General features: G+C 70.5%; 16 protein-coding genes. 10 read left to right on the top strand and 6 right to left on the bottom strand.

What is annotated here, in order from left to right:
* The first annotated feature begins 9 nt into the window (after nt 1-9).
* The 3 genes from AC099J_RS15635 to AC099J_RS15625 all read left to right on the top strand — a co-directional run bounded on the left by AC099J_RS15635 (nt 10) and on the right by AC099J_RS15625 (nt 3120).
* Nucleotides 10-606: a YceI family protein gene (locus tag AC099J_RS15635; protein ID WP_479616188.1), complete on the top strand. Its 597-nt coding sequence runs from the start codon at nt 10-12 to the stop codon at nt 604-606.
* A gap of 152 nt (nt 607-758) precedes the next feature.
* A complete protein-coding gene (locus AC099J_RS15630; protein WP_479616187.1) occupies nt 759-2357 on the top strand; it encodes a hypothetical protein in 1599 nt (532 codons plus the stop codon).
* A gap of 70 nt (nt 2358-2427) precedes the next feature.
* Nucleotides 2428-3120 carry a DUF502 domain-containing protein gene (locus tag AC099J_RS15625; protein WP_479616186.1) on the top strand — a complete coding sequence of 231 codons (693 nt, stop codon included), beginning with the start codon at nt 2428-2430 and terminating at the stop codon, nt 3118-3120.
* A gap of 216 nt (nt 3121-3336) precedes the next feature.
* On the opposite strand, the gene AC099J_RS15620 is transcribed toward AC099J_RS15625, so the two are convergent.
* Nucleotides 3337-4425: a DUF3616 domain-containing protein gene (locus AC099J_RS15620; protein ID WP_479616185.1), complete on the bottom strand. Its 1089-nt coding sequence runs from the start codon at nt 4423-4425 to the stop codon at nt 3337-3339.
* A gap of 38 nt (nt 4426-4463) precedes the next feature.
* Nucleotides 4464-5228 carry a sulfite exporter TauE/SafE family protein gene (locus AC099J_RS15615; RefSeq protein ID WP_479616184.1) on the bottom strand — a complete coding sequence of 255 codons (765 nt, stop codon included), beginning with the start codon at nt 5226-5228 and terminating at the stop codon, nt 4464-4466.
* Nucleotides 5229-5405: 177 nt separating this feature from the next.
* On the opposite strand from AC099J_RS15615, the gene AC099J_RS15610 reads away from it, so the two are divergent.
* Together AC099J_RS15610 and AC099J_RS15605 are read left to right on the top strand one after the other, a co-directional pair.
* Complete coding sequence (locus tag AC099J_RS15610; RefSeq protein WP_479616183.1) at nt 5406-6290, top strand: LysR substrate-binding domain-containing protein; 885 nt, start codon at nt 5406-5408, stop codon at nt 6288-6290.
* Between the two features lie 201 nt (nt 6291-6491).
* Nucleotides 6492-7241, top strand: a complete 750-nt coding sequence (locus AC099J_RS15605; protein WP_479616182.1) for an SDR family NAD(P)-dependent oxidoreductase — start codon at nt 6492-6494, stop codon at nt 7239-7241.
* Between the two features lie 2 nt (nt 7242-7243).
* Here the strand turns inward: AC099J_RS15605 and AC099J_RS15600 are convergent, their stop codons facing one another.
* The 4 genes from AC099J_RS15600 to imuA all read right to left on the bottom strand — a co-directional run bounded on the left by AC099J_RS15600 (nt 7244) and on the right by imuA (nt 13824).
* Entirely contained in the window at nt 7244-8125 is an 882-nt protein-coding gene (locus AC099J_RS15600; protein ID WP_479616181.1) for a hypothetical protein, read from the bottom strand.
* 189 nt (nt 8126-8314) lie between these two features.
* Entirely contained in the window at nt 8315-11662 is a 3348-nt protein-coding gene (locus AC099J_RS15595) for an error-prone DNA polymerase (RefSeq protein ID WP_479616180.1), read from the bottom strand.
* Nucleotides 11655-12986, bottom strand: coding sequence for a Y-family DNA polymerase (locus tag AC099J_RS15590; RefSeq protein ID WP_479616179.1), 1332 nt, complete (start codon nt 12984-12986; stop codon nt 11655-11657). Before AC099J_RS15590 ends, AC099J_RS15595 begins: the two co-directional genes overlap by 8 nt.
* A gap of 64 nt (nt 12987-13050) precedes the next feature.
* On the bottom strand, nt 13051-13824 hold the full coding sequence (gene imuA, locus AC099J_RS15585) for a translesion DNA synthesis-associated protein ImuA (protein WP_479616178.1): 774 nt from the start codon (nt 13822-13824) through the stop codon (nt 13051-13053).
* Here imuA and AC099J_RS15580 point away from each other — a divergent pair.
* From AC099J_RS15580 to cueR, 5 genes are all read left to right on the top strand, one after another.
* Nucleotides 13823-14122, top strand: coding sequence for a ribbon-helix-helix domain-containing protein (locus tag AC099J_RS15580; protein WP_479616177.1), 300 nt, complete (start codon nt 13823-13825; stop codon nt 14120-14122). The two genes, imuA and AC099J_RS15580, sit on opposite strands and share 2 nt — an antisense overlap.
* 84 nt (nt 14123-14206) lie before the next feature.
* Nucleotides 14207-16213, top strand: coding sequence for a peptidase U32 family protein (locus tag AC099J_RS15575; protein WP_479616176.1), 2007 nt, complete (start codon nt 14207-14209; stop codon nt 16211-16213).
* Between the two features lie 89 nt (nt 16214-16302).
* On the top strand, nt 16303-17718 hold the full coding sequence (locus tag AC099J_RS15570) for an alanine/glycine:cation symporter family protein (RefSeq protein WP_479616175.1): 1416 nt from the start codon (nt 16303-16305) through the stop codon (nt 17716-17718).
* A 92-nt stretch (nt 17719-17810) separates the two neighbouring features.
* Entirely contained in the window at nt 17811-18845 is a 1035-nt protein-coding gene (locus tag AC099J_RS15565) for an aldo/keto reductase (RefSeq protein ID WP_479616174.1), read from the top strand.
* Nucleotides 18846-18866: 21 nt separating this feature from the next.
* A complete protein-coding gene (gene cueR, locus AC099J_RS15560) occupies nt 18867-19340 on the top strand; it encodes a Cu(I)-responsive transcriptional regulator (protein WP_479616173.1) in 474 nt (157 codons plus the stop codon).
* The last annotated feature ends 14 nt before the right edge of the window (nt 19341-19354 follow it).

The raw sequence follows: 19354 nt of genomic DNA, 5'->3' as shown, positions 1-19354 counted from the left end.
CCACACGCCATGTCACGCTTGCCCTTCACCCTGCCCCGCGCCGCCCTGGCCCTGTGCCTGGCGCTCGCGGGCGCGCCCGCCGCCGCGCAGGCGGCCAGCTACGAGATCGATCCCGACCACATCAGCCTGGGCTTTCTCGTCAGCCACATCGGCTATGCCAAGGTGCTGGGCCAGTTCCGCACGGCGCGTGGCAGCTACACCTTCGACGAAGCCAGCGGCACCTTGGGCGCGATCCGCATCGAGGTCGACACGACCAGCGTCTCGACCCACCACAGCGCGCGTGATCGCCACATCAAGGGCGGGGACTTTTTGAACGCGTCGGAATTCCCGCGCATGCTGTTCACGGCAGCGGGCGGCAAGCGCACCGGCGAGCGCAGCTTCGAGATCACCGGCGCCCTGGAACTGCGGGGCCGCAGCCAGCCGCTGACGCTGCAGGCCACCATGAACAAGAGCGCGCCCTCGCCGATGAACAAGGCGCACACCATGGGCGTGTCGGCCACCGGTACCGTCAAGCGCAGCGCCTACGGCATGGACTACGCCGTGGCCAACGGCTGGGTGGGTGACGACGTGCAACTGATCATCGAGTTCGAAGCCATCCGCAAGTGAGCGCCGCGCCGGGCGGCCCCAAGCAAGCTCAGCCTTGCAGGCCGCGCCGTGGCTTGCGCCCCGGCCCCTCGCCAGGCACGAAAGGTCCACCGGACCTTTCGTGTCCGGGCTCGGCCCCCTCGGGGGGCAGCGAACCTCGCACAGCGGGGAGCGTGGGGGCATTCGCCACGAAAGGTCTGCGCGCTGCGGCGGCGCTGTTGCTGCTCAACGCGCTGCTGACGCTGGTCAACCCGGGCCCCACGCCCTGGCCCCAGCTCACGCCGCGCATCGCGCCCGAGCTGTGCGTGGCGCTGCTCGTCGCCGCCGGTTGCATGGCCTGGCGCGGCCGCCTGCCGCTGCGAGCGTTCGCCATGGTGACGGCGTTGCTGATCGCCGTGCGCGTGCTGGACGTGACCTCCGCAGCCTTGTTCGGCCGGCCGTTGCATCTGTACTGGGACGGGCGGCATCTGGGCCAGATGCTGGCGATGAGCGGCATGCCCATCTGGCACATGGCCGGCGCCGCGGTGGCGCTAGCGCTGGTGCTGGCCGGCCTGGCGGCCCTGGCGCGCTGGGGCTGGCAGGCGGTCGAAGCCACGCTGGCGCATCACGGGACGCGCCGCGCGGCCGGTGCCCTCGGTGCCGGATTGCTGGCCGTGCTGGCCCTGCAGGTCCACGTCCTGCCCGCAACCCCAGCGCTCTTTGCCGGCGCCGTGACACCCGTCGTGGCCCGGCAGGTGCAACTGGCCGCAGCGCTGATGCACGATCTCGACCACGATGGCGTTGCATCGCGCCTGACGCCGAGCCCCGCTTTCGACACCGACCTGGCCGCCCTGCGTGGCGCCGACGTGCTGTTGCTGTTCTCCGAGTCCTACGGCGTCAGCACGCTGGACGACCCGCAGCAGTCGCGCGCGCTGGCCGGCCCGCGCGAAGCACTGGCGCAGGCCATTGCCGGCAGTGGACGCCATGTGGTGTCCGCCCGCGTGCGCTCACCCACCTACGCCGGTGGGTCGTGGCTGGCGCACGGCGCGCTGCTGGCCGGCGTCGACACGCGCGACCCGCTGGACTACGAGGTGCTGCTCAGCACCGAGCGCCGCACGCTGGTGCAGCATTTCAATGCCCACGGCTGGCACACCGTGCGCTGGATGCCGGGCGTGCAGCGGCCCTGGCCCGAAGGACGCTTCTTCGGTTTCGCGCGCGAGGTGGGCGCGGCCAACATGGGCTACGCCGGCCTGCCGTTCGGGCCCTGGCGCATCCCCGACCAGGCCTCTATGGCACTGCTGCACGCGCAGGAACTGGCGGCGCCGGCTGCGTCACGGCCACCCCGTTTCGTCGTCTTCCCCACGGTCAACAGCCATGTGCCGTTCCGGCCACTGGCGCCCTTCGTGGCCGACTGGGACCGGCTGGCCGGCCCCACGCCCTACACGGCCGAGCAGCGCGCCGTTGCGCTGGACGAACCGGTCTCGCTGCGCGACCCGGTGCCCGGCTATGTGGAGTCCATCGCGTCGACCTGGCAATGGCTGGGCGCCTACCTGGCCGAACGCGCGCCAGCGCAGTTGCTGACCATCGTCATTGGCGACCACCAGGCGTTTGCCGGTGTCAGCGGGGCGGGCGCGTCGTGGGATGTGCCGGTGCACCTCATCAGCGCCGACGCTGCGTTGCTGCGGCGCTTCGAGGCGCAGGGCTTCGTGCCGGGGCTGGCGCCGGGCGGGCCGGCAATCGGGGGCATGCACGCGTTGACGGGCGTGCTGCTGCGGGGGTTTACGGGGCGGTGACGTCCGGTGACCGGGTGCGGCGTGGCCCAGCCCGTACCATCGCGCCCCACGTCCACCCGACCGCCGCCACATGCCCACCCGTCTGCAGAACAGCTACCGCCGCCTCGCCCGTCCCTTCCTGACCGGGCTGCTGGCCATCCTGCCGCTGGCGGCCACCTTCGCGCTGCTGACCTGGGTGTGGCAACTGCTGTCGGCCTGGCTCGGCCCGTCCAGCCTGTTCGGCTCGGTGCTGGTGGCAGTGGGTGTGTCGGTCTCGCGGTCGGAATCGGTGGGCTATGGGCTCGGCCTGGTGCTGCTGTGCGTGGCGATCTACCTGCTGGGCCTGCTGGTGGAGGCCAGGCTGCAGCGCGGCCTGAAGCGCCTGGTCGACGGCCTGATGCAGCGCATCCCGCTGGTGCGCAACATCTACGACGTGATCACGCGCATGGTCGAGCTGTTCTCGCGCAAGAGCGGTGACGGCCTGGGATCGATGAGCCCGGTGTGGCTGCACTTCGGCGGGCGGCCGGCCGACGGTGCCGAGGGCGCTGACGCGCAGAAGGTCGCCGTGCTGGCGCTGCTGTGCACGCCCGAGCCGGTGGTCATGGACGGCGGGCGGCGCTATCTTGGCGTGCTGATCCCCACGGCCCCGGTGCCGGTCGGCGGCGGCCTGCTCTACGTGCCCGAGGAATGGGTGAGCCAGGCCGACATCGGCATCGAGGGGCTGACCAGCATCTACGTGTCCATGGGACTCACGACCAACCAGTACATGGGCGCACGGGTGTAACTGCCGGCTTGGCGGCCGGGCTGCAGCACTGCTCGGTCGTGCCTACGTGCCTGGGGCCAGGGCAGCACAGCAGGCCGGTGACGTGACAGGATCGGTCGAAGACAGGGCATGGCTTTTGGTCATCCGCAAGAAGGCGCCACGCGCTCAGGCGCTCAGGCGCTCAGGCGCTCAGGCGCTCAGGCGCTCAGGCGCTCAGGCGCTCAGGCGCTCAGGCGCTCAACGCGCAATGTCGAAGACCAGTGGCCCGCCATCGCACATGCCGTCGGACAGCACCAGCACGCGGTAGGCCGTCGCCGACTCCTCCAGCACGGTCAGCGCCTCGGGCTTGGTCTCCTTGTCGCACTTGCCGAGCGCGATCTTGCGCAGATCCAGCATGGCGAGTGGCCGCACGTCGGCCGGCTGGCCCGGTGCCTGCCGGTCGTTCCACTGCACGATGGCCCAACCGGCGTCGTCGCTGTCCGGCCGGTCGTCGGGGCCGGTCAGCAGCAGCATGCCCTGGCTGGCGACGGCCATGTCACGCAGGCCGCGGCGCGCGCCCACCGGCACGCGGGTGACGCGCAAGGCCGGGTCGGCGTTGCCGAACAAGGCCTCGGCATCGACGGAGACGATGAACGCGTGGCCGCCCGCCGTCGGCCCGCGCAGGCCGAAGTGCAGCCGCCCGTCGCGCACGGCCAGGGCCTCGATGTCCAGCGCCCCGGTGCCCAGGCAACGGCCCTGGCCCACGGCGTCGCGCAGCTGAGGGTCCGCCGCGATCAGCGACAGCAGCCGCGTCGTCTGCTGGTACCCGGCCGGCAAGGCGCCGCCATCGGCTGCGGCCAGCGCCAGGCCCGTGGCCGGGTCGCGTTGAAAGCGCAGCACATGCCCGCTGCTGGGGTTGGCCTGGCAATCGCTGCGTTTCACGGCGTGCGAGCCGGTGACGTAGAAATAGCGTCCATCGGTGGCGACGCCCTCGGCGTCTAGCTCCTTGCCGGGCACGGCGAAGCGCACGCCGCCGGGCTGTGGCACGAGCTTGCCGACGCCGATTTCGGCAAAGCGGGACTCCATGCCTTCGTCGAAGGCCACCAGGCAGACGCGGACCTGGGCCGCGTTCGGCGCGCAGGCGATGCCGCTCGCGGAGCGGCGCGTCTTCTTCTCCTTGTCGGCGAAGGGAAAGCCGGCACCAGCGGACCAGACCTTGCCAGTGGGGGCGACGCTGGGCGGCGGCGCGGCGGGCTGTGCGTGGGCGATGGCGCAGCCCAGCGCCATCGTGGCGAGCGTGAGCGGCAGGCCGAATGGTCGGCGGATGAAGGTCATGTGGGCGGGCATGGCGGGATGCTACGTGCAGCCACATCGTTTCCTCGCCTTCATCCGCGCAGCACCATGTGCAGGCCCAGCATCAACAGCCCGATCAGAAAGCATTGGCGGAACAACGCCGGCGACAGCCGCTGGCGCAACGCCGTGCCGGCCGCCATGCCCGCCAGCGCCGGCAGCAACATCCACAGCGACAGCGTCCACACCGCAGGCGATGTCGCACCGCCCACTTGCAGCCCGGCCGCCAACGCCAGCGTGGACACCGTGAACGAGATCCCCATGGCCTGGATCAGTTCGTCGTTGTTGCTGCAGCGCAGCGCCTGCAGATACGGCACGGCGGGCACCACGAAGACGCCGGTGGCGGCCGTCACCAGCCCGGTGGCCGCGCCCACCAGCGGGCCCAGCACTGGCTCGGCTGCGGGTGGCACTGCCAGGCGCTTGCCGGCGAGGCCCCACGCGGCATACGCGATGAGCGCCACCCCCAGGGCCACCGGCGCCCAGGCGCCGGCCGGCGCACCCCACCACCAGGCGCCTGCCAGCGTGCCGGCCACCACACCGGCCTGCATCGGCCAGAGCCGCCGCAGCACCGGACCCAGCCGGCCCCAGGGCCGCATCTGCCAGACGTTGGTCACCAGCGAGGGCACGATCAACAGCGCCGCCGCCTCGGCCGGCGTCATCCACAAGGCCAGCAGGCCCACGGCGACCGTCGGCAGCCCCATGCCGACCACGCCCTTGACGATGCCGGCCAGTACGAACACGGCCGCGATGAGCACGGGGAGCCACAGGGGCGATCGGGCAAGGCTGTCGGGCAAGTCCATGGTGTGAAGCGTGTGGCGTGTGGCGTGTGGCGTGTGGCGTGCGGCGTTGGCGTTGGCGTGTGGCGTTGTCGTTGGCCGCCGATTCTGGTGACCGCCGACCGCGCGCACCAGCCGGCATTCGCTGACCCTGCCTCAGTCCATGCCTGAGCCAGGCGCGTGCTGTGGCAGCATCGCGCCATGCGCCTGGACCTCACCGACTTGCGGCTGTTCGTGCAGGTGCACGCGGCCGGCACCATCACCGGCGGCGCTGCGCACTGCCACATGACGCTGGCTTCGGCCAGCGAGCGCATCCGCGCGATGGAGGATTCGCTGGGCACCCCGCTGCTGCTGCGCGCACCGCGCGGTGTGCAGCCGACAGCGGCCGGCCGCAGCCTGCTGCAGCACGCGCGCACGGTGGTGCAGCAGGTCGACCGGCTGCAGGCCGACCTGGCGGAGTTCGGCGCCGGCCTGCAGGGCCAGGTGCGCGTGCTGTGCAACAGCTCGGCGCTATCGGACTACCTACCGCGCGTGCTCAGCGGCTTTCTCGCCGCGCAGCCCGGTCTCTCGGTCGACCTGGAGGAACGGCCCAGCGACGCCATCGCCGATGCGCTGCGCGACGGCCTGTGCGATCTGGGACTGGTCTCGGACGCGGCCGATCTCGCCGGCCTGCAGGTGCACCGCCTATGCGCCGACCCGCTGGTGTTGGTGGTCCCGCGCGGCCACGCCTGGGCCGCGCGCACCGACATCACCCTGGCCGAAGTCGCCGGCGTGCCGCTGGTCGGCCTGGCCGAGGACAGCGCGCTGCACGCCCACCTGGCGCAGCAGGCACGGCGCCTGGGCCAGCGGCTGGCCTACCGCGTGCGGCTGCGCAGCTTCGAATCGGTCTGCCGCCTGGTGGGCCAGGGCATCGGCGTGGGCATCGTGCCGCTCGCTGTGGCGCGGCGCTGTGCGCGGTCGGCCGGCGTGCGGGCCGTGCCGCTGAGCGATGCCTTCGCCGCGCGCGCCTTGGTGCTGTGCCTGCGCGACGGGGATGCGCTGGCACCGGCCGCGCAGTTGTTCGTGCAGCACCTGCTGGCCAAGTAGCCACCAGGGCGGCGCAAGCTTCGCCCCGGCCTGCCCGAAGGCGCTCGCTCCGCAGGCGAAGCCGACAGTGCCTCAACAAGTGCCACACCGCGCCGGGCGCCGCAAGCAAGCTCGCGCTGCAGGCAAGGCCGAAGGCGCATCAGTGGGCGCAGCGCTACGATGCCCAGCCTCTCTTTGCCCACTTCACCACATCGGAACCGCATGCCCCAACACCTCACCATCCTCACCGGCTCCTCGCGTGGCATGGGCCTGGCCATGGCCCGGCAACTGCTGCAAGGCGGACACCATTTACTAGGCATCGCGCGCCAGCCCAACCCCGAGCTGGACGAACTCGGCGCCGACCGCTGCACGCAGTGGCAGGACGACCTGGCCCAGGGCAGCGCCGTGGCGGCGCGGCTCGGCCGCTGGCTGGCCTCGCAGGACGGCGCAGCCTGGGCCAGCGTCACGCTGATCAACAACGCCGGCGTGATTCCCGCGCTGGTGCCGCTGTCCGGTGCCGATCCGGACGATCTGGCGCACGCGCTGCGCGTGGGGCTGGAGGCGCCGATGCAGCTGACAGCCGCCTTCCTGAAGGCGACGGCCGCCTGGCCCGGCCAGCGCCGCGTGCTGAACATCTCCTCCGGCCTGGGTCGGCGCGCCATGGCCTCGCAGGCGGGCTATTGCGCGGCCAAGGCCGGCATGGACCATTTCACGCGCTGTGTTGCGCTGGACGAAGCGCTGCAGCCGAACGGTGCCAGGGTCTGCTCGCTGGCCCCCGGCGTGATCGACACCGACATGCAGCAGCAACTGCGCAGCGCGGACGTCACGCACTTCCCGGACCGGGGCAATTTCGCCAATCTGCACAGCGGTGGCCAGCTCACCTCGCCGGCCGACGCGGCGGCCAAGGTGCTGGGCTACCTGGCGCGGCCCGATTTCGGCAGCAACCCCGTGGCCGACGTGCGCGACGCGTAGGCTCAGTAGCTGGAGACGTAGCCGTGCACCATGGCGCGCACCAGCGGCTCGAAATCCAGCAGCTTCTCCGTCGTCACCACCACGCCCAACGGCGGCGCGTGGTGGCGCGCAGCCATCGCCGCCAGCGCGCCGGCACCACTGTGCGGGCGCCCGACGATGTGCTCCAGCGTCACGTCGCCCTGCACGCCGCACTGGCGCTGCGCGTACAGCACACCGATCAGCGCCACACCCGGTGAGTGCGGGAACATGAAGTCCTCGGTCGCTGGCGCGGCCGGCATGCGCAGGAACACTGGCGCGCCGCCCAGGCCGGCGTGGCAGGGCGCATCGATCAAAAACTCCGACGCGCCGTTGTACGCCAAGGCCGCATGGGTGGCCGTGATGCCGGAACGCACCACCGGCTGGCAGTGCGCGTGGTCTACCAGCCCCACCGGGTAGCCCACCACGGCGACGTCTTCGACCAGCGCCAGCGCGGAACGCTGCTCCTTGGCCAGGATGGCCGAGCGCGACAGGTACGTGATCGGAAAGCTGCTGCCCTGCGCCTTCATGGCCTGCAGCGTGGCGCCGACGAAGAACAGCACGAGGTCGACCGACGGGTCCGGGTGCGGGTGGCACTTGTCCTCGAAATCGGAGACCTTGAACTCCAGCGGCTCGTGGTAGTGCACGCGGCCCTCTGCGTCCTTGCGCGGCAGGTAGAAGCGGCCCTGGCGGGCACCTTCCACCACGTGCTTGCTGGTGATCAGGCAAGGGCTGCGTTTGCCGTTTTCCAGCAGGAACGCAAAAAAGAAGGCCGTGCCGCTTTGCACGCCCGAGGGCGTGTCGCATTCGAGGCGCACGACGCTGAACAGCAGCTCGTCGCTCAGTTTCTGGGATCCGGCAAGTGGCATGGTGCGCAGTCTCCGTTCAGCGCGTGGCGGCTGCGCAAGCCGCCTGGTGACCAGGCCTGGCAAACGCAATCGTCATCGCTGCTCCCGTTGGATTCGGTTTCGTTGGATTGACCCGCGCGATTTGCGGGCAGTTTTTGGCATCTTAATGCGCGCGCCTTGCAACGCAATTGGCAATGTGGGGGACGCGGTTCAGTGGAAATCCCGGCTGCGGCTGCGCACCTGTGCCAGGCGGCCCAGCAGCGGGCTCAAGTCGCGCAGGCGCTGCGCCACCACATGGCACACCTGGCCGCCGCTGTCGACATCGCGTTGCCAGATACCTTCCACCGCCAGCAGGCGCGCACCCAGCAGGGCCGTGCGCTGCGCCTCGCGCACGTGCTGCCAGACGATGACGTTGACGGGGCCGGTCTCATCCTCCAGCGACACGAACATGGTGCCGTTGGCCGTGCCGGGCTGCTGGCGCATGGTGACCAGGCCGCAGGCGCGCACGATCCGGCCATGCGGCAGGCCCTGCAGCTGCTCGGCGTTCAGGATGCGCGAGCGCGCCAGCCGTTCGCGCAGCAGCGCCAGTGGGTGGCGGCGCAGCGTGAGGCCGGTGGCGTCGTAATCGAACAGGATTTCCTCGCCCTCCTTCGCCTGGTCCAGCTGCAGGGCCGGCTCGTGCACCGGCGCGCCGCGCAGCAGCACCGGCGCGCGCTGGCGGGCCGCCGCCTCCCAGACCTGCTGGCGGCGGTGGCCGGCCAGGCTGGTCAGTGCGTCGGCCGCGGCCAGTGCATCGAGTTCGCGCCGGTCCAGCGCGGCGCGCAGGGCCAGGTCTTCCACGTTGGCGAACGGCCCGGCCGTGCGCGCCTCCACGATGCGCAGCGCCGCGGCCTGCGGCAGGTTCTTGACCAGCCGCATCCCCAGGCGCACCGCCGGCTGGCCGCTTTCGGCGGGTTGCGCGCGCACGCCGGGCGCGTCTTCCAGCGCGGCGTCCCAATCGCTGTGCGACACGTCGACCGCGCGCACCCGCACGTCATGGCGCTGCGCGTCCTGCACCAGCTGCGAGGGCGGGTAAAAGCCCATGGGCTGGGCGTTCAGCAGCGCGGCCAGAAAGGCAGCGGGTTCGTGACACTTGAGCCAGCTGCTGGCGTAGGCCAGCAGCGCGAAGCTGTAGGCGTGGCTCTCAGGAAAGCCGTATTCGCCAAAACCGCAGATCTGCTGGTAGATGCGCTCGGCAAACGCCTGGCTGTAGCCCTTGGCCAGCATGCCGTTGACCAAGCGGTCGCGCCACGGCGTCATGTTGCCGTCCTTCTTCCACGCGGCCATGGCGCGGCGCAGGCGGTCGGCCTCGCCGGCCGTGAAGCCGGCGGCGATGACGGCCAGCTGCATGACCTGCTCCTGAAAGATCGGCACGCCCAGCGTGCGCTCCAGCGCGGGCCGGAGCGCCTCCTTCTCGTAGTGGATCGGCAGGCCCTGGTCGCGCCGCTCGCGGGCTTTCAAGTAGGGGTGCACCATGCCGCCCTGGATCGGCCCGGGCCGCACGATGGCGACCTCGACCACCAGGTCGTAGAACACACGCGGCTTCAGGCGCGGCAGCATCGACATCTGCGCCCGGCTCTCGATCTGGAAGGTGCCCACGGTGTCGGCCCGGCAGACCATGTCGAAGGTGGCGGCGTCCTGCGTCGGGATGCCGGCCAGGTCCCACTGCGTGCCGCGCAGCGGGTTGATGAAATCCAGGCAGCGCTTGAGCGCCGTCAGCATGCCCAGCGCCAGCACGTCGACCTTCATCAGGCCCATGCGCTCCAGGTCGTCCTTGTCCCACTGGATCACGGAGCGGCCGTCCATCGCCGCCTTCTCGATCGGCACCAGGCTGGTGAGGCGCCCTTCGGTCAGCACGAAGCCGCCGACGTGCTGGCTCAGGTGGCGCGGAAAGCCGCGCAGCTGCTCCGTCAGCCCCAACCACTGCAGCACGCGGCGCGGGTCGATGTCGATCTGCAGCTGCGCGACCAGTTGCTCCAGCCGTTCGCCGATCAGGCCGGGGTCGAACCAGTGGTGCTCTTTGGCGAAGGCCTCGACCAGCGCGGCCGGGATGGCCAGCGCCGTGCCCACGTCGCGGATCGCGCTGCGGCGCCGGTAGCAGATGACGACGGCGGCAATCGCCGCGCGGTCGCGCCCGTATTTGGCGTAGATGTACTGGATGACCTCTTCGCGCCGCTCGTGCTCGAAATCGACGTCGATGTCGGGCGGCTCGTTGCGGCGCTCCTTGCTGATGAAGCGCTCCATCAGCGGGTGTGAATCCTCCGGGTTGGCGGCCGTGATGCCCAGGCAGTAGCAGACCACCGAGTTGGCGGCCGAGCCGCGGCCCTGGCACAGGATGCTCTGGCTGCGGGCGAAGCGCACGATGTCGTGCACCGTCAAAAAGAACATCTCGTAGCGGCATTCGGCGATGAGCTTGAGCTCTTTCTCGACCAGCGCGCGGATCGGCGCGGGCATCGCACCCGGGTAACGCAGCCGCGTGGCCTCGGCGTAGGTCAGCTGGCGCAGCGCCTCGGTGGGCGTGAGGCCAGCGGGCAGCGTCTCGCGCGGGTAGCGGTAGGCGATCTCGCCCAGGTTGAAGTGGCAGCGTGCACGCACCGCCTCGGTGGCGGCCAGCAGCCCCTGCGGGTAGACCTGTCCCAGCGTCACGCGCGAGCGCAGGCGCCGCTCGGCATTGGGTTGCAACGCAAAGCCGCACTCGGCCACCGGTTGGCCGCGCTGCACGGCCGTCAGCACGTCGTGCAGCATCTTGCGCGAGCGGGCGTGCATCAGCACCCCACCGGCGGCCACCAGCGGCACACCGGTCAACGCGCCCAGCTGGCGCATCTGGCGCAGCCACAGCGCGTCGTCGGTCTCGCCCACCAGGGCCACGGCCAGCCACAGCCGCGCGCCGAACAGCGCGCGCAGGCGGCGCAACGTGGCGCGCAGGGCCATCTCGTCCGGCGCGGGGTGGCGCTCGGCCACGCACAGCACTTCGCACTGCGTGAGCGTGCTCCAGGCGTCGTCCCAGTCGACGCGGTAGTCGCCCTTCACGATGTCCGCGTGCCGGCGTGCCTGCGAGATCAGCTCGCACAGCTGGCCCCAGCCGGTCAGATCGTGCGGCAGCACCACCAGCCGGCAGCCGGGCAAGGCGAATTCGCTGCCGGGCAGGAAGTGGAAGGAGCGCCGGTAGCGCACGCCGGGCTGCGCTTGTTCGGCTTCTTCCAGCATGGCTTCGTAGTCCTTCAGCGCCATGTGGGCCCGCACCACGCCGGCGACCGAGCATTCGTCCGTCAGCGCCAGGCCGCGGTAGCCCAGGCGGTAGGCCTGCACCACCAGTTCGGCCGGGTGCGAGGCGCCACGCTGGAAGCTGAAGTTGCTCAGGGCGTGCAGCTCGGTGTAGGTGCCCAGCGGGTCCGGCGTATCGGCAGCGTCGCGGGCATCGCCAGCGCCGGATGGGGCGGGGACAGGCTGGGGCAACGGCCATTTCCAGGCGTCGCGCTCGGCCTGCTTTTCCTGGGCGTTGAGCGAGGGATCAGGCATAGACCCCCTGCAGGAACCAGCGCGGATCGGCCTGGCCGCTGTGCGGCCGTTCGCAGTACAGCCACAGCAGGCCGAAGCGCTCGCTCAGCGCCAGGCGGTCGTCGCGCACGGCGGGCTGGGGCGACGCCAGATCCCACCAGCCGGGGCCGTCGAGGCGGCGCGGGCGGCCCAGCAGTTGCAGCGGGCCGTGGAAGACGGGCTGGCCGGCCTGCATGCGCAGCGCGATCGGCTTGCGCAGCAGCCAGGCGGGGTAAAGCGCGGCGTCGGCGGCCACCTCGGGCATGGCGGGGGTGCCGGGCTTGGCTTTGGCCCTGCGCCCTGCCCTCGCCTCGGCCATCGCCCCCGGCTGCGACCCCGGGGAAAGGGACGGCGCGACGCCCTGCGCCGGCACCCAGCGCTGCATGCATTCGGGCCGGTGGTCGGCCACCAGTTGCGGCACCAGCACGCGGTCGGCGCCCAGCCGGGCGCTCAGGCGCTCGACGAGTTCGTGCAGGCGGTCGCCCTTGATCTGGTCTTCGGGCAACAGGCTGGTGCTGGCAGGCGCGAAGGCGGCGGTCTCCAGCGTGCGCAGGCGCAGATGGTTGGCGGGGGCCTGCAGGGGCGTCTTGTCCAGATGCTCGGCCAGCAGACGGCGCAGGTGGGCCATGTCCTGCGTCGGGCGGGCGGTGCGGATGGCCAACTGGCCGTGGCGCGGCAGCACGCGGCCATCGAGCCGGCGCAGGTCGTGTGTCCACTGCAGCTCCATCGCCAGCAGGCCGTGCTGACCGGCGCGCAGCCAGGCGTGCAGCGCGGCCAGCAGGCGCTGGGCGGTCCACAGCAGCTCGGGCGCCGTGGTGGCGATGGCGGGCAGTTCCAGGTTCTGGTCGAACACCGCCGGCAGGCGGCACCAGGGGTACAGGCTGGGCCGATTGCCGTAGGCCTGGTCCAGCGATTCGAGCAGCTCGGCACCGAAACGGCGCGCCACGCCGGCACGCGGCAGCGCACGCAGCTGGCCGAAGCGGCGGCAGCCAGTGCGCTCCAGCACATCCAGCGCCGGCCAGGCTGCGGCCAGTGTGTCCAGCGGCAGATCGTCGACCTGCGGCGGGCGCGGGCGGCCGGCCAGCTTCAGCCGCAGCAGGGCCAATGCCACAGGGGCCGTGGCCGCCCGGGCCCAGGCCGTGCAGGCCGGCAGACCCTCGGGCTGCAACAGGTGGCCAAGCAGCGCGCGCAGCCCGCCCCACAGCCGCAGCGAGGCCGACACGTCGAGCAGCACGGCGCCCTGCTCCAGGGCCACGCGCGGCGTGAACTGCAGCGCGTGCCAGCACCAGGCCTCGACATCCCCCACCACCCTCACCTGCCCTGCGTTTTGGGAGGCGGATGGTGCAAGGGCCGGCACGGCGGCGGCAGGCTCAGGCGGCGACAGCGCGATCCAGTGCATCGGCAAGCCCCCGTACAGCCGGGCGCGGCGCATCGTGAAGCGCAAGCGCCTCACTGGCGGCAGGTTGCTCGACCCGGCGTTGCTGGCGCAGCGCCAGCAAGGCGGCCAGGCGCGGCCCGTGGGCGGGCAAAGTGATGGGGTGCTCCATCGGCGGGCCGCGGCGCTTGAACACCCGCACCTGCAGCGTGTCGCCCCCCTCCACCAGCAGCCGCAGCGGCGCGGGCGACGATTCGGCCTGCGCCGCAGCAGGTCGGAAGGCGAACAGCGGCTTGCCGTGGTCCAGCGCCGCCAGGTGCAGGCGGCGCAGCCCGTCGGCCCGCGCACGCGGCAGCCAGGCCAGCACGGCCGGCACATCGGCGCAGCGCACCGCCTGCTCGCAGGCCCACAGTCGGGCCTTGTCGTCTTCGGCCCGCACCCACAGCAGCCGCGCGGGCGGCAGGCCCTGCGCGGCCAGCGCCGGGGCAAAGGGGTGCAGGCTGCCGGGCGAGCCGATCAACACCAGCGGGCCGGGCGCGCCCATCGCCAGCAAGGCAGGCAGCAGCAAACGCCAGTCGTGGCAGGCACCCGATGCGCGCAGCGGTTGCAGCAGCTCGGTGAGCCCGGCCGCCGGCCAGCCGCCGCCGGGCAGCTCGGCGTCCAGCGCCTGATACTGGCTGGGCAACACGCTTGCATCCACCCGCGCCAAGGCATCCGCCCGCCACAGGGCGGGATGGTCGGACGACAGGATGGCAAGGTGGGCGGGCATGAGACTGCAAGAATACTGTATTTACAATCAGTATCTGCTGCGATCCACCGACCGTCAAGAAACGAAACAAGGCAATGAGATGAACGTGCGCTGGAACCTCTCCGTGTCGGCTGAGCTTGATCGACACGTCCGCCAGCACCTCGCGGCACAAAGCGCCAACGGCCAAAAGAGCTTGTCGCGCTTCATCGAGGAGGCTGCGCGGGACTATCTGCGCCAACAGCTGCTGGCCGGCATCACAGGCGACAACCGGCATGCAGTGGTCGACTTCGGTCCGGCACAGGGCAAAGAAGCGTTTTGACGTCGGGCTGCGCGCAGCGTCGTCGATAAAATCCGCCTCCCCCACGTAGCCCGCCGCCACCCGCCCAGTGAGCGCCGCACCGCCATGTCCCTGCTCTCCCACCAGCTCGAATTGCTCGCGCCGGCACGCGACGCCGACATCGGCATTGCTGCCATCGACCACGGCGCCGATGCGGTCTACATCGGCGGCCCGGGCTTCGGCGCCCGCGCCTCGGCCAGCAATTCGGTGCACGACATCGAGCGCCTGGCGCGCCATGCGCACCGCTTCAACAGCAAGGTCTTCATCACGCTGAACACCATCTTGCGCGACGACGAACTGGAGCCGGCACGCCAGATGGCCTGGGACGTCTACCACGCCGGTGCCGACGTGCTGATCGTGCAGGACATGGGTCTGTTGGAGCTGCCGGACATGCCGCCGATCCAGTTGCATGCCAGCACGCAGACCGACATCCGCACGCCCGAGAAGGCCCGCTTCCTGCAGGACGCCGGCTTCTCGCAGATCGTGCTGGCGCGCGAACTCACGCTGCAGCAGATCCGCGCCATCCATGCCGTGATCGACCCGGCCCGCTGCCAGCTCGAATTTTTCGTGCACGGCGCGCTGTGCGTGGCCTACAGCGGCCAGTGCACCATCAGCCACGCCCACACCGGCCGCAGCGCCAACCGCGGCGACTGCTCGCAGGCCTGCCGCCTGCCCTACCAGGTGGTGGACGCCAAGGGGCGCTTCGTCGCGCACGACAAGCATGTGCTGTCGATGAAGGACAACAACCAGTCCGCCAACATCGCGGCGCTGGTCGACGCCGGCGTGCGCAGCTTCAAGATCGAAGGCCGCTACAAGGACATCGCCTACGTCAAGAACATCACCGCGCACTACCGCAAGCTGATCGACGAGCTGATCGAGGCGCGCGAGAACGACCCGGCGCATGCGCCGCTCTCGCGTGCATCGAGCGGCCGCACGAGTTTCACCTTCACGCCCGACCCGGACCAGAACTTCAACCGCGCGTTCACCGACTACTTCGTCAACGGCCGGCAGGACGACATCGGCGCTTTCGACACGCCCAAGAACCCGGGCCGCGCCATCGGCTGGGTCACGCAGGTGGGGCCGAACTGGGTGGAGCTGGAGACCCTGGACGCCACCACCGTGCTGCACAACGGCGACGGCCTGTGCTACTACGACCTGCAGAAGGAGCTGGTGGGTCTGGCCGTCAACCGCGCCGAGCCGGTGTCCGCGAAGCAGCCGAAGCGCTGGCGCGTGTTCCCCAAGGATGCGTTGGCGGGGCTGCGCGACCTGCGCAAAGGAACCGAGCTGAACCGCAACCGCGACATGGACTGGGTGCGCGTGCTGGACAAGAAATCCAGCGAGCGGCGCATCGGCGTGTGGGTGCGTTTCGCGCAGACGGCGGCCGGCTTCAGCCTGCAGCTGACCGATGAAGACGGCCACAGCGCCGAGGCCCGCGCTCGCCACGCGCACGAGCCGGCCCGCGATGCGGCTAAGGGCCTGGCCAGCTTGCGCGAGCACCTGGGCCGCTTCGGCGGCTCCGACTTCGCGCCGCTGGACATCACGCTCGACCTGTCACAGCCATGGTTCGTGCCGGCCTCGCTGTTGAACCAGCTGCGCCGCGAGGCCTGCGAGACGTTGGAGGCTGCACGTTTGGCCGCCTATCAACGCCCGCAACGCGCCACGCCCGTCGAGCCGCCTGCGCTCTACCCCGAAGACACGCTCACGTACCTGGCCAATGTCTTCAACGACCAGGCGCGCCAGTTCTACGCCCGCCACGGCGTGCAGGTCATCGCCGCCGCGTTCGAGGCGCACGAGGAACTGGGCGAGGTCTCGCTGATGGTCACCAAGCACTGCGTGCGTTTCTCGCTCTCGCTGTGCCCCAAGCAGGCCAAGGGCGTGGTGGGCGTGCAGGGCCAGGTGAAGGCCGAGCCGCTGGCGCTGATCAACGGAAAGGAGAAGCTCACGCTGCGCTTTGACTGCAAGCCCTGCGAGATGCACGTGGTCGGCAAGATCAAACGCGCGGTGCTGAACGAGGCGAAGGCGCAGCCGATGACGTTCTACAAGGCAAGGCCGGGGGCGCAGGCGGCGCATTGAGCTGACGTGCCCTGAGCGCCGCGCCTCGGCGCATGGCACGACCCGTGCTAGCCTGCACCCACACCAACAACAGCAGACGCGGACGCGCCATGAACACTGTCATCGACTTTCTGAACACCGTCTTTTGGGGCTACGTGCTCATCTACGGCCTGTTGGCGGTAGGCGTCTATTTCACGCTGCGTCTGGGTTTCGTGCAGATCCGCCACTTCCCGGAAATGATCCGCTCCGTGCTGCGCGCGCCGCAGACCGATGCGGGCGGCATCACGCCGTTCCAGGCACTGTGCACCAGTCTGGCGTCGCGTGTGGGCACCGGCAACCTGGCCGGCGTCGCCGTGGCGATGTACCTGGGCGGCGCAGGCGCGTTGTTCTGGATGTGGATGGTGGCGCTGGTCGGCATGGCCACTGCCTATGCCGAGAGCACGCTGGCGCAGCTCTACAAGATCCGCGACGAGAACGGCAATTTCCGCGGCGGACCGGCCTTCTACATGGCGCGCGGTTTGAAGGCGGCCTGGGCCGGCACGCTGTTCTCGGTCTGCCTGCTGATCGCCTTCGGCCTGGTCTTCAACGCGGTGCAGGCCAACTCCATCGCCGAGGCGGTGGAAGGTGCGTTCGGCATCCCGAAGCTGGGTGTGGGCGCGGCGGTGGCGGCACTCAGCGCTGTCGTGATCTTCGGTGGCATCAAGAAGATCGCGCAGGTGGCCGAATACGTGGTGCCCTTCATGGCCATCATCTACCTGGGCATCGCCCTGTACGTGGTGATCGCCAACATCGCCGAAGTACCGGCCGCCCTGTCCCTGATCGTGCGCAGCGCCTTCGGCCTGGAACCCGCTGTCGGCGGTGTGGCCGGCAGCATGGCCGCCGCCATGCTCAACGGCATCAAGCGCGGCCTGTTCTCCAACGAGGCCGGCATGGGTTCTGCGCCCAACATCGCCGCCGTGGCCACGCCCAATCCGCACCACCCCTCATCGCAAGGCCTGGTGCAGGCGCTGGGCGTGTTCATCGACACGCTGCTGATCTGCACCGCCACCGGCATCATGATTCTGCTGTCGGACAAGCTGGTGCCCGGCTCGGGCATCACCGGCACGGCGCTGACCCAGCAGGCGTTGACGGTGCACATCGGCTCGTTCGGTGGCGCCTTCATCGCCATCGCGATCTTCTTCTTCGCCTTCACCTCCATCATCGGCAACTACGCCTATGCCGAGAACGCCATGACCTTTTTGAAGCTGGGAGGCAAAGGCCCGCTGCTGGTGCTGCGCTTGCTGGTGCTGGTGATGGTGATGTGGGGCTCGTACGAAAACGTGGCCACCGTCTTCAACGCGGCCGACGCTGCCATGGGCCTCATGGCCACGGTCAACCTGGTGGCCATCGTGCTGCTGTCCGGCCTGGTCGCCAAGCTCACGCGCGACTACTTCGCGCAGCGCCGCAGCGGCACCCCGCGCTTCGACCCGGCGGACTATCCCGAACTGGACGGGCAGATCGATAGGGCCATCTGGTCCCGGCATTGAGCTTGGGGGCGCCGACGCAGTAAAGTCATCGCGCGCCGACCCGGGCGCGCGCTTTCATCTGCGCACCACTCCTCTACGCGTCAAAGGCCCCCATGGAATTCAGACGGCTCGGCCACAGCGGCCTGCGTGTCCCCGCGCTCAGCTTCGGCACCGGCACCTTCGGCGGTGGCAACGACTTCTTCAAAGCCTGGGGCGCGACCGATGCTGCGGGCGCCTCGCGCCTGATCGACATCTGCCTGGACCACGGCGTCTGCATGTTCGACAGCGCCGATGTCTACTCGAACGGCCTGGCCGAAGAGATCCTGGGCAAGGCCATCGCGGGCAAGCGCGACCGGCTGCTGATCTCGACCAAGACCACGTTCCCGGTCGGCGACGGGCCGAACGATTTCGGCTCCTCGCGCCAGCACCTGGTCGACGCCGTGGACCGCGCCCTCACGCGTCTGGGCACGGACCATATCGACCTGCTGCAGCTGCACGGACAGGACTACAACACGCCCGTGGATGAGACGCTGCACACGCTCGACCAGCTGGTGCGCGCCGGCAAGGTGCGCTACATCGGCTGCTCGAACTTTGCGGGCTGGCACCTCATGAAATCGCTCGCCGTGTCGCAGCAGCACGGCTGGCCGCGCCATGTGGCGCACCAGGCGTATTACTCGCTGCTGAACCGCGACTACGAGTGGGAGCTGATGCCGCTGGCGCGCGACCAGGGCGTGGGCGCCGTGGTCTGGAGCCCGCTGGGCTGGGGCAAGCTGACCGGCAAGATCCGCCGCGGCCAGCCGGCCCAGCCCGGCACGCGCGCGCACGACATTGCCGGCACCGGCCCCAAGTTCGAGGAGGAGCGGTTGTTCCGCATCGTCGAGGCGATGGATGTGGTGGCCGAGCAGACCGGCAAGACCCACACGCAGATCGCGCTGAACTGGCTGCTGCAGCGGCCCACCGTGTCGAGCGTCATCATCGGCGCACGCAATGAGGAGCAGCTGATGCAGAACCTGGGCGCTGTCGGCTGGTCGCTGGCGAGCGAGCACATCGCGCTGCTGGACGCCGCCAGCGAGGTGACGCCGGCCTACCCGGTGTGGCACCAGCGCGGCTTTGCGATGCTGCACGAGCAGGCCTTGCTGCGCCGCTGACACGCACCAGGGCACGAGCGCATGAACATCGGCCAGGCCGCCCAGGCCACAGGCGTTTCCGCCAAGATGATCCGGCACTACGAGAGCGTGGGGCTGCTGCCGCCGGCCACGCGCACCGAGGCCGGCTACCGGCAATACGGCGAGCGCGATGTGCGTGTGCTGCGCTTCGTGCGGCAGTCGCGCGACCTGGGCTTTTCCATCGACCAGATCCGCGATCTGCTGGGCCTGTGGCAGGACCGCAGCCGGCCCAGCCGGGAGGTCAAGGCGCTGGCGCAGGTGCACATCGACGAGCTGGACGCCAAGCTGCGCGAACTGCAAGCCATGAAGGCGACGCTGGCGCACCTGGTGGATTGCTGCCATGGCGATGACCGACCGGACTGCCCGATCATTGACAGTCTGGCGCAGGTGCAGGCGCCGACGGCCGGGTCGCCGGCCGGCAGGCCGCCCAGCCGTGGCGTGGGTCTGCAGCCAGGCCGGCACGTGCGCCGCGCGTGAGCGCCGGACAACAC

The sequence above is a fragment of the Rhodoferax sp. RT4P68 genome (assembly GCF_056521305.1).
This window is presented reverse-complemented; position numbering and strand designations above follow the sequence as displayed.

Coding starts and splice junctions, on each gene's coding strand:
- AC099J_RS15635 (WP_479616188.1), top strand. CDS start 10: ATGTCACGCTTGCCCTTCACCCTGCCCCGCGCCGCCCTGGCCCTGTGC.
- AC099J_RS15625 (WP_479616186.1), top strand. CDS start 2,428: ATGCCCACCCGTCTGCAGAACAGCTACCGCCGCCTCGCCCGTCCCTTC.
- AC099J_RS15620 (WP_479616185.1), bottom strand. CDS start 4,425: ATGCCCGCCCACATGACCTTCATCCGCCGACCATTCGGCCTGCCGCTC.
- AC099J_RS15615 (WP_479616184.1), bottom strand. CDS start 5,228: ATGGACTTGCCCGACAGCCTTGCCCGATCGCCCCTGTGGCTCCCCGTG.
- AC099J_RS15610 (WP_479616183.1), top strand. CDS start 5,406: ATGCGCCTGGACCTCACCGACTTGCGGCTGTTCGTGCAGGTGCACGCG.
- AC099J_RS15605 (WP_479616182.1), top strand. CDS start 6,492: ATGCCCCAACACCTCACCATCCTCACCGGCTCCTCGCGTGGCATGGGC.
- AC099J_RS15600 (WP_479616181.1), bottom strand. CDS start 8,125: ATGCCACTTGCCGGATCCCAGAAACTGAGCGACGAGCTGCTGTTCAGC.
- AC099J_RS15595 (WP_479616180.1), bottom strand. CDS start 11,662: ATGCCTGATCCCTCGCTCAACGCCCAGGAAAAGCAGGCCGAGCGCGAC.
- AC099J_RS15580 (WP_479616177.1), top strand. CDS start 13,823: ATGAGACTGCAAGAATACTGTATTTACAATCAGTATCTGCTGCGATCC.
- imuA (WP_479616178.1), bottom strand. CDS start 13,824: ATGCCCGCCCACCTTGCCATCCTGTCGTCCGACCATCCCGCCCTGTGG.
- AC099J_RS15575 (WP_479616176.1), top strand. CDS start 14,207: ATGTCCCTGCTCTCCCACCAGCTCGAATTGCTCGCGCCGGCACGCGAC.
- AC099J_RS15570 (WP_479616175.1), top strand. CDS start 16,303: ATGAACACTGTCATCGACTTTCTGAACACCGTCTTTTGGGGCTACGTG.
- AC099J_RS15565 (WP_479616174.1), top strand. CDS start 17,811: ATGGAATTCAGACGGCTCGGCCACAGCGGCCTGCGTGTCCCCGCGCTC.
- cueR (WP_479616173.1), top strand. CDS start 18,867: ATGAACATCGGCCAGGCCGCCCAGGCCACAGGCGTTTCCGCCAAGATG.